This is a genomic window from Bacillus sp. JJ1566 (assembly GCF_036962685.1).
Taxonomy (GTDB): domain Bacteria; phylum Bacillota; class Bacilli; order Bacillales; family Bacillaceae_L; genus Ferdinandcohnia.
In genome coordinates this window covers 22,595-39,291 of the sequence record NZ_JBALOP010000002.1, presented here as the reverse complement: position 1 = coordinate 39,291, position 16,697 = coordinate 22,595, and the positions used below count along the sequence as shown (strand labels likewise).

The 16,697-nt window shown below is 37.5% G+C and carries 17 protein-coding genes and 1 pseudogene; 5 read left to right on the top strand and 13 right to left on the bottom strand.

The window, feature by feature from the left end; genetic code table 11:
* Nucleotides 1-69: 69 nt before the first annotated feature.
* The 3 genes from V7112_RS01070 to V7112_RS01060 form a co-directional block, all read right to left on the bottom strand.
* On the bottom strand, nt 70-1,926 hold the full coding sequence (locus V7112_RS01070) for a PAS domain S-box protein (protein WP_335414119.1): 1,857 nt from the start codon (nt 1,924-1,926) through the stop codon (nt 70-72).
* A gap of 321 nt (nt 1,927-2,247) precedes the next feature.
* A complete protein-coding gene (locus tag V7112_RS01065; RefSeq protein WP_335414116.1) occupies nt 2,248-2,430 on the bottom strand; it encodes a hypothetical protein in 183 nt (60 codons plus the stop codon).
* Between the two features lie 79 nt (nt 2,431-2,509).
* Nucleotides 2,510-3,397 carry an NAD(P)-dependent oxidoreductase gene (locus V7112_RS01060; protein ID WP_335414113.1) on the bottom strand — a complete coding sequence of 296 codons (888 nt, stop codon included), beginning with the start codon at nt 3,395-3,397 and terminating at the stop codon, nt 2,510-2,512.
* A gap of 151 nt (nt 3,398-3,548) precedes the next feature.
* On the opposite strand from V7112_RS01060, the gene V7112_RS01055 reads away from it, so the two are divergent.
* Together V7112_RS01055 and V7112_RS01050 are read left to right on the top strand one after the other, a co-directional pair.
* Nucleotides 3,549-3,650, top strand: coding sequence for a YjcZ family sporulation protein (locus tag V7112_RS01055; protein ID WP_335414110.1), 102 nt, complete (start codon nt 3,549-3,551; stop codon nt 3,648-3,650).
* 111 nt (nt 3,651-3,761) lie between these two features.
* Nucleotides 3,762-3,836 (top strand): annotated as a pseudogene (locus tag V7112_RS01050) (YjcZ family sporulation protein); the annotation flags it as partial.
* A gap of 281 nt (nt 3,837-4,117) precedes the next feature.
* On the opposite strand, the gene V7112_RS01045 reads toward V7112_RS01050, so the two are convergent.
* The gene (locus V7112_RS01045) at nt 4,118-4,330 is read right to left on the bottom strand and encodes a hypothetical protein (RefSeq protein ID WP_335414108.1); all 213 of its coding nucleotides are present in this window, start codon (nt 4,328-4,330) and stop codon (nt 4,118-4,120) included.
* Between the two features lie 111 nt (nt 4,331-4,441).
* Here V7112_RS01045 and V7112_RS01040 point away from each other — a divergent pair, with 111 nt between their 5' ends.
* On the top strand, nt 4,442-4,639 hold the full coding sequence (locus V7112_RS01040; protein ID WP_335414104.1) for a DUF5370 family protein: 198 nt from the start codon (nt 4,442-4,444) through the stop codon (nt 4,637-4,639).
* 55 nt (nt 4,640-4,694) lie between these two features.
* The gene (locus V7112_RS01035) at nt 4,695-5,366 is read left to right on the top strand and encodes a GNAT family N-acetyltransferase (protein WP_335414101.1); all 672 of its coding nucleotides are present in this window, start codon (nt 4,695-4,697) and stop codon (nt 5,364-5,366) included.
* Between the two features lie 26 nt (nt 5,367-5,392).
* Here the strand turns inward: V7112_RS01035 and ptsP are convergent, their stop codons facing one another.
* Nucleotides 5,393-7,111 (bottom strand): phosphoenolpyruvate--protein phosphotransferase, encoded by a 1,719-nt coding sequence (gene ptsP, locus V7112_RS01030; RefSeq protein WP_335414098.1) that lies wholly within the window; start codon nt 7,109-7,111, stop codon nt 5,393-5,395.
* Complete coding sequence (locus V7112_RS01025; protein WP_335414096.1) at nt 7,111-7,377, bottom strand: phosphocarrier protein HPr; 267 nt, start codon at nt 7,375-7,377, stop codon at nt 7,111-7,113. Before V7112_RS01025 ends, ptsP begins: the two co-directional genes overlap by 1 nt.
* A gap of 516 nt (nt 7,378-7,893) precedes the next feature.
* On the opposite strand from V7112_RS01025, the gene V7112_RS01020 reads away from it, so the two are divergent.
* On the top strand, nt 7,894-8,682 hold the full coding sequence (locus V7112_RS01020; protein ID WP_335414828.1) for an HAD family hydrolase: 789 nt from the start codon (nt 7,894-7,896) through the stop codon (nt 8,680-8,682).
* Between the two features lie 38 nt (nt 8,683-8,720).
* Here the strand turns inward: V7112_RS01020 and V7112_RS01015 are convergent, their stop codons facing one another.
* The 7 genes from V7112_RS01015 to V7112_RS00985 all read right to left on the bottom strand — a co-directional run bounded on the left by V7112_RS01015 (nt 8,721) and on the right by V7112_RS00985 (nt 16,539).
* Nucleotides 8,721-9,938 carry a hypothetical protein gene (locus V7112_RS01015; protein ID WP_335414093.1) on the bottom strand — a complete coding sequence of 406 codons (1,218 nt, stop codon included), beginning with the start codon at nt 9,936-9,938 and terminating at the stop codon, nt 8,721-8,723.
* On the bottom strand, nt 9,928-11,118 hold the full coding sequence (locus tag V7112_RS01010; protein WP_335414090.1) for a DUF58 domain-containing protein: 1,191 nt from the start codon (nt 11,116-11,118) through the stop codon (nt 9,928-9,930). Before V7112_RS01010 ends, V7112_RS01015 begins: the two co-directional genes overlap by 11 nt.
* The gene (locus V7112_RS01005) at nt 11,118-12,068 is read right to left on the bottom strand and encodes an AAA family ATPase (protein WP_335414087.1); all 951 of its coding nucleotides are present in this window, start codon (nt 12,066-12,068) and stop codon (nt 11,118-11,120) included. The genes V7112_RS01010 and V7112_RS01005 overlap by 1 nt, the downstream gene beginning before the upstream one ends.
* 116 nt (nt 12,069-12,184) lie before the next feature.
* Entirely contained in the window at nt 12,185-13,459 is a 1,275-nt protein-coding gene (locus V7112_RS01000) for an ATP-binding protein (protein WP_335414085.1), read from the bottom strand.
* Nucleotides 13,460-13,756: 297 nt separating this feature from the next.
* Entirely contained in the window at nt 13,757-14,509 is a 753-nt protein-coding gene (locus V7112_RS00995; protein WP_335414083.1) for a VOC family protein, read from the bottom strand.
* An 89-nt stretch (nt 14,510-14,598) separates the two neighbouring features.
* Nucleotides 14,599-15,948, bottom strand: a complete 1,350-nt coding sequence (locus V7112_RS00990) for an L-cystine transporter (protein WP_335414081.1) — start codon at nt 15,946-15,948, stop codon at nt 14,599-14,601.
* A 183-nt stretch (nt 15,949-16,131) separates the two neighbouring features.
* Nucleotides 16,132-16,539 carry a VWA-like domain-containing protein gene (locus V7112_RS00985; RefSeq protein WP_335414078.1) on the bottom strand — a complete coding sequence of 136 codons (408 nt, stop codon included), beginning with the start codon at nt 16,537-16,539 and terminating at the stop codon, nt 16,132-16,134.
* Nucleotides 16,540-16,697: the final 158 nt, after the last annotated feature.

Genomic DNA, 16,697 nt, shown 5'->3' with positions numbered 1-16,697 from the left:
GCCGATGGCGCCTGAAGCTGGACATACAAACTAGGTTGAAAAAATAAAAAACGATGTAGCCTCTATGTGCTACATCGTCTCGTTAAAGCGTGGGAGCTTGATTTCGAAGGTTGTACCTTCATTTTCCATGCTATCCACCTTAATTTCTCCATTATGGTTTTCGATAATATTATAGCTGACCATTAGCCCAAGGCCCGTTCCCTTTTCCTTCGTTGTATAAAACGGCTCCCCGATTCGGTCAAGGATGGATTTTGGAATTCCACAACCATCATCAATAAATAAAATATAAATAAAGTCGTTCCTAACGATCGTGCGAATGATAATCGTACCGCCATTTTCCATCGCATCTATAGAATTTTTGATAAGATTGATGAAAACTTGCTTAATCTGATTTTCATCACAGGTAATTATCGAATCTTCATTCATAAATTCAATATTGATTTGAATATTTCGGAGGATTGCCTGTGTTTCAAGTAATGTCACAACATCTCGCAAAATGGTCCGGATATCCTTATTTTTAAATTTAATTTCCGAAGGCTTTGCCAGTAACAAAAGCTCGCTTAAAATTAATTCAATTCGATTTAATTCAGAAAAAATAATGTCAAAATAATTCTGTTTCCCTTGGAATTCATCATTAAACAATTGTAAAAACCCTTTGATAGCAGTTAATGGGTTTCTAATTTCATGAGCAATACCTGCTGCAAGCTGTCCCGCGATGGATAGTTTTTCAGATTTAATCATTAATTCCTCTGCTTTTATTCGGTCAGATATATCCCGAATAATGACTTGAACCGCCGCTTCTCCGAAATAGGTTGTCGGTATTCCGATTAATTCTGTAAAAATTTGATTTCCTTGGAAGGTATACCACGATTGTTTACTGAAATTTACTTCTTTCTTTTCGGAATTTACAATTTCGATAAAGTCTCTGACTTGATCATGATTTTCTTGATGAAGAAAGGTATATATATTTTTCCCTAACATCTCTGTATAGCTGTTAGCCCCAAACATTTTTACCCCAGAGTCATTGATAAACACCCAATTATTTTGATAAATGACAGCGATGGTATCAATTGAATTTTGGATAATTCGTTGATAGCGCTCACGACTTCTATGGATGATATCGTGGAATGACTTACGCGATGAAATATCATGCAAGACAATATACTCATATATCTCATCATGGATATAAATTGGGACTTCCTTCACTTCAACATAGATTTTTTCGTTGGTTTGTTTTTTCCATTTTTGTTCGATAATGCCTAAACGAAATCCACTCTGGAGTTGCTCGATTCGCTTAGCTACTACCTCGTGGAATTCTTCGTCTATAAAAGAATAAATAGCGGTTCCGATTACCTCATGCGGATGTTGTATTTCTAATAAGGAAGCTGCTTCCCTGTTCAAATAAACAATTTGACCTAACTTTGCAATGACAATCGGAAATGGAGCTTCATCTATTAAAATCGGAGCATCTACTAACCTAGTATATGAGAGGGACTCATCCGGAATAAGCGACGACAATATAGAATTAGGACTGTTCTCCTCAGACATGCGGTTATTTGCGGGCTCCACTAACAGGTTCATTTTTAATAGTATTTCTTCATATTCGCAAGACTTAGGGTAATAGATAGGCTCAACAATTGTTTCAAACCAGATGATATCATGATTTGTTTTCAACAGTCTTAGTGCGCATGCAGCTTGTTGTTGTTTATTAAAAAAATAACTTTCCAGCATGAAACGGTCATCTTTATGTATGATATTTTTTATCGAAGTTCCAATCAGCATGTCTTTGGCGTAGCCTAAAATGTCTTTACAGTTACTAGAAATATAAAGAATTTGACCATTTTTTGTCACCGTTAATACGAGATTAACAGTTGATGCTTCGGCTGCTGCTTGTTCGGTAGCACTTTGTTGATTTCCTGTCTTCATATATTGCCCCCCTCCCACTAATCGCTTGTTTTGATAGTAATGGCCAATCTTGTATATGAATTTCGATGTATTTTTTAAAAACCATTTTTTTACTATACTATTACATTAATTTAGGGGCTAATTCATATCCATAGGCAGAAAGACCTGTTTTATTGTTATTATAAAGAAAATTCGGCAAAATTCCCACTATTTTTATGCGCTTGTCATAAAATAAAAATCCAGACCATGGAATGACTAGGATTTTACCGTTTTTTAGGTACAAGGTGAGTGCAAAAAATTCGACAAGTACTTGCGCTTGTCGAATTTAGTAAGTTTGGTTAATTAAAGTCCGCCTTCGTATTTACCATCGTTTTTAGAGGCTTTTTCTTTTTTGGCTTTTTTCTTATGTGCTTTGTTAGCTGCAGCACTTCCAAACTCTTTGCCAAATTCAGTATCCGTTACAGCCGAATCAAAGCCTTTTTTGTTTTTTTGCTCCGGATCATTCTTTGTATTACGTTTTGCCATATCCTGCGTGCACCCCCTTAGAGATTATCATCATTATTTTCTTCTCCAAGGGGATTTCTATACTTAATATGCCGCGTGGTTAATCCAAAAGCTTATAAATCGCTTGAGTACCGCTGTTTTCTTCGCCTTTTTCAGCTAGTTCGTCGTACATGTTTTTTGCAAGTTCAAGACCTGGTGTTTCCATTCCCATTGCTTTTGCTTCTTCTAGTGCGATTCCCATATCTTTAATAAAGTGTTTAATGAAGAAACCAGGTTCAAAATTACCAGCAATCATTCGTGGAGCAAGATTGCTTAACGACCAGCTTCCTGCCGCACCTGTTGAAATGCTTTTTAAGACTGTTTCAGGATTAAGGCCAGCTTTTTTCGCATAAACCATTGCTTCGGCAACACCAATCATATTGGATGCAATTGCAATTTGATTGCACATTTTAGTATGTTGGCCGGAACCAGCCGGACCTTGGTATACGATGTTTTGTCCCATGAGCTCAAGAAGTGGCTTGCAGGCTTCAAATACCTCGTGATCGCCACCAACCATAATGGCTAATCTTGCTTCTTTTGCACCAACATCTCCACCAGAAACAGGTGCATCTATTGAATACATACCCTGTTGTTTGGCTGATTGATAAATTTTAATCGCTAAAGACGGTGTAGAGGTTGTCATATCTATAAAATAAGTTCCTTCTTTTGCATTTGCCAAAAGCCCATTGTCACTTAGGTAGATATCTTCTACATCATGTGGATATCCAACCATCGTGATGATGACATTCGCTTCGTCAGCCACTGCTCTTGCAGAATTTTTCCAAATTGCACCTTGTGCAACAAGGTCTGCGGCTTTTTCCTGTGTACGTGTATAAACAAGTACCTTATACCCTTTTGAAAGAATATGGCCTGCCATACTTTTCCCCATGACTCCTGTTCCAATAAAGCCTACTACTGTGTTTTCATTTAAAACGTTTGTATGTATCATTTCTTTTTCTCCCTCGTTTTTTATTTTTATCATACCATATTTTAAAATCTGTGAAGACTCTGAAAAAAATCTAGGAAAATTGGGGATTTGTACCTTACGAAATCTGTGCACATTCCATAGGATATAACAAATAGATATGGAGGTGTTCTAGATGAGTGGAGGAAAAGGCGGAGGATACGGAGCAGGCTTTGCTTTAATTGTTGTATTGTTCATTCTATTGATCATTGTTGGTTCTGCATATGTAGGTTACTAATTCTTTAAGTAAGTTTAAAGATAAAATATAAAAAAGAAAGGGAGATGTATGATGGGTTACTGTGGATGCGGTGGAGGTTTTGGTTACGGAGGCTACGGTTACGGTGGCTTCGGGTATCGCGGAGGCTTTGCGTTGATTGTTGTATTATTTATCCTTCTAATCATCGTGGGCGCTGCTTGGTTCTAAAAAACAAATGCACAAGTACCTCGAAGTTGAACGCTTACTAAAAGCTGCCACGTCCTGTGGCAAGCGTAGGCGTCAGCACTTCCTCGAAAATGCTATGCATTTTCTTCGTGCGATGAATATGCTCCCGTAGCCTTTCTTGTCCTGTGCAAGTCCGACAAGCACAAGACGAACCGGCTAGACGGGACGGCTTGAGCCCTCGAGGGGCTAGGTGCTTGTGCTAGACACAATAACCATGTAAACAACGAAAAGCCAGCAACTTAACAGTTGTTGGCTTTTTCACGTTATTCTCCATCAAACATATCCTGAAACCTCTTCATTTCCTTATCCACTTTAGGCTTGATATGATAAGGATTTTTCGATTGGTCCATATATTCAGGGTTCACATCCGACCTAATCCCTATTTTATCTCCTGCCATATCGGCATTTATTATCCCTTCATATCTTCCATCAAAATGAGGGTCTCTATCATGATAATCGTGATCATTATCTGGCATGGTTCATACCTCCTTACCATTAAATTGGCGTATTTAAAGAAAAGTATGTACATTTTTCATAACAAAAAGGAATAATAAGAACGAATTGAACGAAGGAAGGAGAGAAATTTTATGGGGGCAATTGACCGCGAAGGCTTTCGGTTTGAAACAGAGTATAGTGTAATTAATCAAAATGGAGCAATCCATGTCTATCGTGATGGTGAATTTATTAAAGAATTACCTTTTTCTTTTAAGGGAGAGCAGCCCAATCCATCATTACTTGAAGAGGTCGTTGATGCGTTTTTTGAAAATGACCAACAATGCGAATAGTTTCTCTTTTCAACCTCTTAAATCTAACGTAAAATGTGGATGAGAGGTGAGTAGCTTGTTTCGAAAAGAAATCTTTGTGTTTAATGAGCATAAACCTAAAAAGTGCGTGATTCGAAATTATGATGAAACTGATTTTGATGCATTAATCCAAGTTCAAAGAGAAAGCTTTCCCCCACCATTCCCTTCTGAATTATGGTGGAATAAGGAACAATTACATAATCATGTGAGCGTTTTTCCTGAAGGTGCCCTTTGTGTTGAAATAGATGGAAAAGTTTGTGGGTCCATGACTGGATTAATTGTTCATTTTGACCCGAGTCATCCGGAGCATACCTGGGAGGAAATCACAGATAACGGATATATCCGAAATCATACTCCAAACGGAAACACATTATATATTGTGGATATTTGCATCAGCCCTTCATTTAGAAAATATGGGCTAGGAAAATGGTTGATGCAATCAATGTATGAGGTTGTCGTACATTTAAATTTAGAGCGATTATTAGGTGGAGGACGAATATCCGGTTACTCAAAGTTCGCGGCAGATATGAGTGCTCAACTCTATATTGAAAAAGTCATCGCGGGTGAACTGAAGGACCCGGTGATTACCTTTCTCCTCCGCTGTGGCCGTACACCTGTCCAGTTGATTGAAAATTATCTTGAGGATGAAGAATCCTGTAATTATGGATTATTAATGGAATGGAAAAATCCATTCAAAAAACGAGTCTAACTTTTAAAGTCGGACTCGTTTTTCTATTAGTTCATGTAGTTAGCTTTTACAAACTCTACAACTTCTTCAGTTGTGCTCATCGATAGAATCTTTTCTTTATTGCTAGCGATCTCTGATTTAGAAAGCTTTTTAATTTGAGTACGTGCCGGTAAAATAGACGTCGCACTCATACTGAATTCGTCAAGTCCAAGTCCAAGAAGAATTGGAATCGCAATCGTGTCACCGGCCATTTCTCCACACATTCCTGCCCACTTGCCTTCTTTATGTGCTGCATCAATAACCATTGAAACAAGGCGAAGAATGGAAGGTGAATATGGCTGGTATAGATAAGACACGCGCTCATTCATACGGTCTGCAGCCATTGTATATTGAATTAAATCATTTGTTCCAATACTAAAGAAGTCGACTTCTTTTGCAAACTGGTCCGCTAATACAGCAGTTGATGGGATTTCCACCATGATTCCAATTTCAATGGAATCAGAAACAGCAGTACCATTTGCAACAAGCTGTTCTTTTTCTTCTAGTAAAATCGCTTTTGCTTGTCTAAACTCATCAAGTGTAGCAATCATCGGGAACATAATCTTTAAGTTTCCAAATGTGCTTGCACGAAGTAAAGCACGAAGTTGCGTACGGAAAATATCCTGTTCCTCTAAGCAAAGACGGATTGCTCTAAAGCCAAGGAACGGATTTAGTTCCTTCGGTAGGTTTAAATATGGAAGCTCTTTATCTCCTCCAATGTCTAGTGTACGAACGACAACTGGCTTGCCTTCCATTTTTTCAAGTACAGTCTTATAGGCCTCAAACTGTTCATCTTCTGTAGGAAGCTGGTCGCGACCCATGTATAAGAATTCTGTTCGGTATAGTCCGATTGCTTCTCCGCCATTTTCAAGAACACCCTTCACATCTTCTGGAGTTCCGATATTTGCAGCAAGCTCAACATGCTCTCCGTCACTTGTCACGGTTTTTTCATTTTTCAATTTAGCCCACTCAGCTTTTTGGGCTTCATATTGTTCTTTCTTCTGACGGTACTGTGCTAACACCTCTTCAGAAGGATCAACAATGACATCGCCATCCAGTCCGTCAACAATTACCATCACCCCATTTTGAATATTTGAGGTAACAGCCTTTGTACCAACAACAGCCGGAATTTCCATCGATCTTGCCATGATTGCCGAGTGCGAGGTACGGCCACCGATATCAGTGGTGAAGCCTTTTACATATTTACGATTTAACTGAGCTGTGTCTGAAGGAGTTAAGTCTTCCGCGATAATGATGACTTCTTCGGAAATCATACTTGGATTTGAAATCGTAACTCCAAGTAAATGAGAAAGGACACGCTTTGTAACGTCCCGAATATCGGCAGCACGTTCTGCCATATATTCATTATCCATTCCTTCAAACATTGTAATGAACATGTTCGCAACTTCCTGCAACGCAAACTCAGCATTTACACCTTCTGAACTGATTTTTTCTTTAATCGGATTAAGAAGCTCTGGATCACTTAGGACAAGAAGATGAGCGGAAAAGATTGCTGCTTTGTCTTCCCCAAGTTCTTCATTTGCTCGATCTTTAATGGCTTCTAATTCATCTTTTGACTGATTAATTGCATCCTCAAAGCGATTTATTTCTGCATCCTTATCACTGATTGTTTGTTTTTCAACCGTTAAATCAGGATGCTCTAAGCGATAGCTTTTTGCAATTGCAATACCCGCAGAAGCAGCAATACCTTTTATTATATTAGACATTATTCACCAAGTCCTTCATTAGCCATAATTTCTGATAGATTTGCGATCGCTTCTGTTTCGTCAGAGCCTTGAGCCACGATTTTCACTTCAGCACCTTCTCCAATTCCAAGCGACATAACACCCATGATTGATTTAAGGTTAACAGATTTCCCGTTATATTCTAGTTGAATATCTGAATTAAATTTGCTAGCAGCCTGAACTAATACAGTCGCTGGACGCGCATGAATTCCTGACTCACTTGTAACTTTAAATGTTTTTTCTGCCATGTTTATTTCCCCTTTTCAATTATTTTAATGAAAATGATTACATGTAGTATTTGTTCGTTTTAGATAGATATGTAAAGAAGAGTTACATGCACATACCTAAATCGCAAAAATAAAAGGCACGAGAAAGAGAATAAAACACTACGGAGAGGATACTATACCTTTCCTCATAGCTTTTACTTTTTCTTTACTCATGCCTGATCAAATCAGTAACACGTAAATGCGAAATATATGTAAATTGAACAAATAAATTATCTATGAAGCTCTTGACTTTACAATCTAATCGCTAACAAATCAAATTATAGCATAGAGATTAGACATTTTTCAACAAATAGCCCTAAAATCCGAACGATATGAAAATTGAGAATCTTTTTCATTTACAAATTTTATTATTTAAATGTATTATTATTTACAACATCAAAATGTTAATGATAACTGTCCTTAACGATAATCATGTATAATAGTCAAATAATGTATTATACATATATACTAAAATTGGAGGTGTATTCATTGATCAAGATGATTATTAGTGATTTAGATGGAACACTATTACAGGAAGATAATACAGTTAAACACGATGATGCGAAAGCCTTAAAACATGCTTTACAGGAAGGACTTCAAATCAGTATTGCAACGGGTAGAATGGATAGTGAAATTAAAGAGGTATTAAAATCAATCGGCCAAAATTTTCATCGAATTAGCCAGAATGGAGCTTTTGCATCGACCATTGATGAAAAGTCTATTTTTTCTCGGACCTTTACAACCGAAGTAGCAGAACTTATATATAAAAACGTATTAGACCCAAAATTCGTAACGATTGTTTGCAACTATGACACCAATTACACACATGAAAACAATGAATATGTGGAAGATATTCAAAAAAGAATGTTCCATCCAATCATCATAGATCCAGAAATCAGCACGAAATTTAACGAGGTCAAACCATCAAAGATTACGTTGATTGGCTTTGAAAATGATATTATCGATATTCACGGAAAGCTTTCAAATGCATATAAAAATGAGATTGATCTATACATTTCTGAAAAACACGTATTAGATATCATGCCAAAGAAAATCAGTAAAGGTAATGCTGTCAAAAAACTCCTTGACGATTTAGCAATAAAATCGGAAGAAGTTGCGTGCATAGGAGACTCTTTTAATGATATCCCTATGTTCCGATTAACTCCATTTAGCTTTGCAATGTCGACAGCACATGATGATGTGAAAAAGGAAGCGAATTACATCGTTGAATCTGTTGCTGAGGCAGTTGAATTGATATTAAAAGAAAATAGTAAACAATTAGTTTGATAAAAAATGAAGAGGAACCTGTTTTCCAGGCTCCTCTTTTATGTCTGCTTTTTTAAGCTTTTTATTTTCACTTTTATTTGCTTCACCATTTCCTCACATGCAACGTTTTCATCAGGGCTTAATTCTTCATCCCCATATCTAACCCTTTCATAGAGTTCAACGAGATGATAATCGAGAAAATGGTTGCGACTTAGCCATTCTGTTACACTTTCAAAATGGTAGCGACCTAAACCGTGCTGTGCAGAAAGGACCTCTAATTCGAGGATAAGCCTTCTAACTTTTGAGTGTGGCGTTTGTCTTTTGGGTCTTTTCCATTTTGCAGCAGGTGTGGTAATCTCTTCAGTGACAGTAGCATATTGATAGATATCCCCAACTACCGCAGGCTCTTTCACAAATCTCTTTTTGGCTAAGAGAAAGATGATTATTGCTAGTATGATAAGTCCTAAAATAGAAAGATAGAACCAAAAATTAGAGTCTCCGGTCATCCCGAAAAACAGATTTACCTTTTCGGTTTCCTCCCAGTTCAAGGTTCCTACACTTTCTCCACGAGAACCTCTGAACGAATCGATATCTTCAACGGCATTAAAAAGTGGCTTTGAAACCCAATAAAGGCCAGTTCCTATTATCGATGATACAAAGGATAATCCCTTCACAAAAAGTATCGGAAAAATAACTGCCACACCGATTGCACCTACAAACAGCCCACCAAATAAACCTACAACAGACCATGAGTTGTTTTTGCTGGCCACATTTTTCATGACTAGTGAACTCAGACTTACACTATTTAAGATCTTGCCAATCATGAAGAAAATCAACCCTGTTACAAGTAAATACAACACAAGATCACTATGGATATACCCTTGAACTTTTGCTGCAAAATACGTTAACCCACCAAAAAGTAAACTTCCATTCAAAATCATTGCTTCAGTGAGCTTCGGATTTTTATGAAAATGAACAATTATTCGGTAACAAACAATTGCTGCAATAACGAGGCTCTGTCCAAATGACAAGCCGATTTCACTGCTTACAAGGGCAAGTAGCGGTACAACTAACATAATAAACACATACGGTGTGTTTGATTTCATTAGCGATAACAAGAACGCGATCACAATTGCCCCGACACCTGTAATAAACAGATATGGGAGAATTGGCGGCAGCTGCTCTGTGTGAATATATAACAACATGAACAAAATATATAAAAGGATGACTTCCATTACGTACTGGTACGACTTAAGTAAAGATTGACTAAATCGCATGGGAATCCCCCCTCTTCATCGAAAAAGAAGCTTTATCCAAATAAATCGCATCCTCATTTTCAACCACCTTAAAACAATCGATGCCCTTTCTTGCAAAGCTCCTTACGATCAATTGTTCATTTTCTTCAATTTCACCTACCACAATCATATAAGGTGAAAGCTGCTGTTGTCTTTCAATTGTATGGATCATGTAATGAAATGGAATCGTAACACTATGCTTACTTAGCCTCGCAATCAATTCGAGTGCCTTCGCTAAATGCTCCTTCCCCGTTCCAAGTGGTAAATGGATGAATGGCGTTCTACCCGCTCTTCTCACATTTACAAAAACCTCGAAGGGAATATTTTTTACGGTTGCTGATTCTAATAAATACGTTAACCCACTTAAATATTGCTCCAGTTTTCGTTCCCGAACATTTATGAGGATCGTCCATGAAAACTGAGCAGTTTTATCAAAAAGCTTCGTTTCTAATTGATTGGTACGCGCACTCGCCTTCCAATGAACCCGGTTAAAAGGATCAGTCGGTACATACCCCCTTGTCCCGACAATTGCTGTCATATCTTCAAAAAATGAAGTCCGGATTGGGTAGTCCCCTTGATATTTTGGAATGATTTTTTCAATTCCTCCTACCGTTTCAGGTGAAGAATAAATAATCGTCTCATAGCTAATCGGTTTCGTATAATGAAGATAAGCCTCACCAAATCCAAATAAATGTGGAATTCTTAACTCGAGTGTACGGATTTTTGCAACTCCCCTTTGCTTCCCTTCAAATGGCAGCCTTGTCGTAGAGGCTTGTCTTCCGAAAAGAGTAAGCGGTAGAGTTAGTTCAATCTGTTCCGTTTCTAATACTTTTCTTTCATTCATAAAACCAACTACATGATCAATAGTCATTCTTATTTGACCATTAAAGATGGGTAGTAGCCCATCTTGTCGTAAAGTAAGCGAAAAATCACTTTCTTCACCTTTAAAGAGCTTAACCGTTTCCTTATCAACTGAGACGATGATTTTATTTCCAACATGTTTTAAATAGTATTTGTTTAGAAAGACAAATAAAAGAAATAGTACCCCTACAAATACAAGCAAAAATACCTGTGAAAGTATCCCAACTACTATAAATGCTGAAGAAAGAAAGATCATATACGACATTTCGTTTCCAGTCGATATTTGCCGCTCCCAATTCATTATTTCACAGCTCCAGCTTCAACCGGGACAGATACGGATGAGAGCAGCTCTTGTACAATTTGTCGATTCGTCTTCTTCAATGAACCCTCCATTGTTAGCACAAGGCGATGTGAAATCACATATGGTGCCATAAACTTAATATCCTCTGGCGTTACAAACATACGTCCTTCTAGATACGCCTTACCTTGGGCAGCCCTCATTAGTGCTAGCGTCCCCCTTGGGCTCACTCCAACTTCAACATCTGCATGCTTTCTAGTAGCATGAACAATTCGTAATAGATAATCCTCAACTTCCTCAGAAAGTCTTACTTGACCAACTTCTGCTTGCATTTTTTGAATTTCTTCTTTTGTAAGTACTTCTAAAATTTCTTCAATCGGGTTGTTTTGTCGATACGTTCTCATAATTTGCTTTTCTTCTTCAAAGCTTGGGTAGCCAAGATCAATTTGTACAAAAAAACGGTCCATTTGTGCCTCTGGAAGTGGGAAAGTTCCCTGTTGTGATTCGATTGGGTTTTGCGTTGCAATGACCACAAATGGTGAAGGAAGTTTTAACGTTTCTCCATCAATTGTTACCTGCCGTTCCTCCATTACCTCTAGTAAACTTGATTGTGTCCTTGGGGTCGCACGGTTAATTTCATCCGCTAATAGGATATTGGTCATAACCGGACCTGGACGAAGCTGGAATTCCTGCTCCTTCGGATTAAAAAATTGAATTCCCGTAATATCACTTGGTAACACATCTGGTGTAAATTGAATGCGTTTAAAATTTCCACTAATTGATTTCGCAAAACTCTTTGCAAGCATGGTTTTTCCTGTACCAGGAACACTTTCTAGTAAAATATGACCTTTATTAATAAGAGAATTTAGTACTAGCTCAATAACATCATCCTTTCCGATGATAACTTTCCCAATATTCTCTTTGACTTTTAAAACATTCTCTTTTGCAGACATAATTGCCTCCCATTTTTACTAAAATTAGTAATTCTTTAATAATTTAAATTTATCAAAAATATGGGTATATTCCAACATAATTCTTCTACTGTTTTGCCGAACGAAAAAAAGGAGAGTTAATAACTCTCCTTTTTTTGATGACGGACCGGTAAAGTGATGATTACTTTCGTTCCTAACCCGACCTTACTCATCATTTTAAATGTCCCTTTATGATCTTGGATAATCTTATTACTCATCGTAAGACCAAGTCCCATTCCTTTTTCTTTTAATGTGAAAAATGGCTCGCCTATTTTTTGAAGTCTTTCTTTCGGAATTCCGACTCCATTGTCAATTACTTCAATTTTAATTTTGTCGTCCGCGACCTTCGTACGAATTCTTGTTTTTCCGCCATCAGGCATTGCATCAATTGAATTTTTAATAACATTGACGAATACTTGAATAAGTTCATTTTTGTCCCCATAAAGAATCGTTTCGGCAGCGTGGTCTTCAACTATAACCTCGACATTATTAAGGATTGCTTCATGTGAGGTAAGTTTAATGACATAGTCAATTAGTTCACTGACTTTAAATTCTTTTAGAATTTTACTTTGTGGCTTTGAGAAGACGAGTAGCTCACTGACAATTTGGTTAATTCGATCAAGTTCAGAAAGGATAATATCTGAAATTTGTGAGGTTGACTCACTTTTTTCCTTTTGTAATTGGACAAAGCCTTTAATTGTTGTAAGCGGATTTCGTATTTCATGAGCAATTCCAGCGGCCAATTCACCAACGACAGAGAGTTTCTCCCTTCTAAGGGCAAGCCCTTCAGCAGCCTTTAGGTTTGATATATCCCTTCCAATCGTAACCAGTCCCGTTCTTGTTTCTTCTTCAAATAAGGGCACTCGTATCACATCAAAGGTTTTCTGTTCTCCACTTGGAATCATGATGGTTTGCTCATTTCGAGTTTCTATACCCTTTTCCCATGTTTCTTCATCTAATTGGACATTCCGAATCAAATATTCCTCAAACTCCGGATACATCTTCGCAAGTTCTAAATCGGTTTTATTTTTATAAATATCCGAATGAAGGTTGTAAAGTTCGTTTGCATACCGATTTACTCGAATCCACCTGCCTTCACCATCTTTAAAACAGACGAAATCAGGCATCGCATTAATGAGTGTCGTCAGTTCATTTTGCTCTTCTAATGCCTTAATATAAGCATCATGCTTTTTGATGATAAGATGGATGAGAACAGTCGTAAAGATGACAAACATAAGCCCTTTACCAATCTGAAAATAAGTATTGTACTCAGATGAAAATGTATCGATGACATATTCAGAAAACGTAATCCAAAAAAGGCTTGCCAAAAAATAGATGAGCAACACTCGCTTTTTAAAAACTTCTTTAAACACGACAAGCACCCCGTAACAATTTGACAATAATTATAATTTGCTGTATAGTAATAATTTGCTCCCTTAAAACTTTAAACATAATTTTTATATAGATAGATAAAGTAATTTCGTTTTATCTTTTACATTTGAGAAAGACTTATTCACACTGGACCGGCTTCGGAGCCGAAAGGACGAAAGAGAGGTAGGGCTTTCGTTGTTTAAGATTATCAAATCTACCGCGGCAATAAAATTATGAAAAGTGAAAAATGATTCACGCCCAAGAAAAGAACCAACCGTTTAGTTACGGTTGGTTCTTTTTCACAAACGATAATTTGCACCGTGTAAGGTAATTTTCTTTCCCAAGCCTGGTTCAATGCCGACGATGGATGGACGTTCCCCTCTTAGATGATTCCCCCTGCTAAAATAGACATCAATAGAGTCAAAATGTACCTTCACTACGTTTTGTTTGGTCCCAGGAAAAGTTGAGTTGTGGACAGTTCCGTTGAATAAATTGGCCCAAAGCTTTCCTGTTATTTCGGGATCCTTTACCGAGTAGCCTATGTATGAAATAGCTTTAGTACCTGGGACATAAATCCCTTTTGAAATAAGGTCTTTTTCCCTTACCTCATCCTCTTCACCCCATTGAATAAAAAATGGCATTGGGTGTGTATGCCGGATAAAGAGCATCGACCATTCAAGCAAAGTACCATCAGGTCGCTTTCGTGATCCTGGAAATGGTCCAAGAGTTTCAATTTCTTTTTCAGATAAATGCTTTTGTATATTTTTAATAGAAGATGTTCGAAACGCAATTTGAGAAAGCCCCTCTCCTAGCTGATAATCCACGTATAGATGGCGACTAAACGGATGACTTCCTTCCTTTGTGACGTCTAAATTGTTAATTCCAATCCATTCAATATAGGCTAGGTTCTTAAGATAGCATAATGTATTGTAGGTCCCCCATATTTCATGGTTTCCACCCAATACGGTAGGAAAACCCAGCAACTGAAAGGCTGCCATTGTTTCGTGGGGGTCTTTTACATAATGAACAACATGGTCAAAACGTATATCCAACACATCAACTCCAAACCTTGTTTTTTATTAAATTTTAGCATAAAAATAAAAATAAGACCCTATGTGTTCGGGTCTTATTTTTTCATATATTATGCACCCAGTTGTTGAGATGGGTTTGAGTATGTTTCAGTATCAAGTTCGTTCGTGATTCTACTTGTGAGCACACCTGCAGTCATACTGCCACTTACGTTAAGGGCTGTACGGCCCATGTCAATTAAAGGCTCTACAGAAATTAGTAATCCTGCTAATGCAACAGGTAAATCGAGTGCTGATAATACAAGGATAGCAGCAAATGTTGCTCCTCCACCAACACCAGCAACACCAAATGAGCTAATGGCAACAATTACGGTTACGGTTAAAATAAATGATGGATCCAATGGATTTATCCCAACGGTTGGAGCAATCATTACAGCAAGCATAGCTGGGTATACACCTGCACATCCGTTTTGTCCAATCGAGAGTCCAAATGAACCTGCAAAGTTTGCAATTCCTTCTGAAACACCTAAATCATTTGTCTGTGCCTTGATGTTAAGTGGTAACGTCCCAGCACTTGAACGTGATGTGAAGGCAAATGTTAAAACAGGAAATGCCTTTTTCAAATAGGTGATTGGATTTAAACCAGCCAATGATAGCAACAATAAATGGAGCGCAAACACAATTAACAACGCAACATAGGATGCGACCACAAATTTTCCAAGCTTATAAATAGCACCATAATCACTAGTAGCTGTTACGCGTGTCATAATCGCAAGAACTCCATATGGTGTTAAGCGTAAAATCAGCGTTACAACGCGCATGATTACTGCGTACAGCGCATCAATAATTTTCGCAAACATTTCCGCATTCTCTGAGTCTTTACGACGAACTCCAAGATAAGCCATTCCGATAAACGCTGCAAAAATAACAACTGCAATTGTTGAAGTTGATCGAGCACCTGTAAAGTCTAAGAATGGGTTTGCTGGCAATAAATCAACAATCTGTTCTGGGAACGTTTTATCTTGAATACCTGCATACCGTTCTTCTATCGCAGCTCCTCTAGCTGTTTCTGCATCTCCAGCTTCAATTTGGATTGCTTCTAAATCAAATGCAACAGTTGTACCAATCCCAACAAGCGCTGAAATAGCAGTTGTCCCTACTAAAATCCCTAAGATTAAGAAACTAATTTTACCGATATTATTTGCTAGTTTCATTTTCGTAAATGCAGATACGATTGAAATGAAAACAAGTGGCATAACAATCATTTGTAAAAACTTCACATACCCATTACCTACGATATTATACCAACTAATCGACTCGGAAATAACTTCTGAATCAGATCCATAGATGAGCTGAAGAACGAGACCGAAAACAATCCCTAGCCCAAGTGCTGCAAATACTCGTTTTGAAAATGAGACATGCTTTTTTTGCATATAAACTAATAATAATAATAATAAGACCATTAATACGATATTTACAATACCAAGTAAACTAATATGATTTTCCCCCTTTTATATGTCAATGTACTAAAATATAATCCAGATTATACTATTTCGTCAAGTAAAAAATATTGCAGAATTAAAATAAACAACGATCACAAAGAAAAAACGCCCAGAATCACTTGATTCTAGACGCTTCCATCCATGTTATGCAACTTTTATTGCTTTTCCAAACGGTACTTTCGGTACATAATCATCTGGAACGAGCCAAAACACTTCAGCTTGAACATTCAACTCATCGTAAAAATAGCCTGTGACATCTGTTATATAAAACAAGGTGTCAATCTCCTCTTCATCTGCCCACTCAAGCACTTCCGTATAGGAGGACTTTCCATGAGTATAATATTTGATAGCAGGATTTTGTATGGGTGTGATGCTTCTTATTTTAAAATCGGCTTGGACAAGCTGTGCCTCTGGAACCATTTCACCAAAGAATTTTATGATATTGTTTATCAAAATAGATCGCACTTGATTAGTCGAAGTATCAATGGCTAATGCAATCTTCTTGTCTTTTCGATCCTTAAGTAAACCCATTAGTGACCTTTGCCATCTCACGTGAGCATTCAACTCCTCATGCTTAATCACCAAAGGATGAATACCTGTCTAGATTAAGCGACTAGAAACTCGAGAATTTTCAACTCCTCGAAAAGAGGCAAAAAGCGCCTCTTAGTCGGAGTCCCCGACGCACAGGAAATGCTAATGCCGACTTGCTA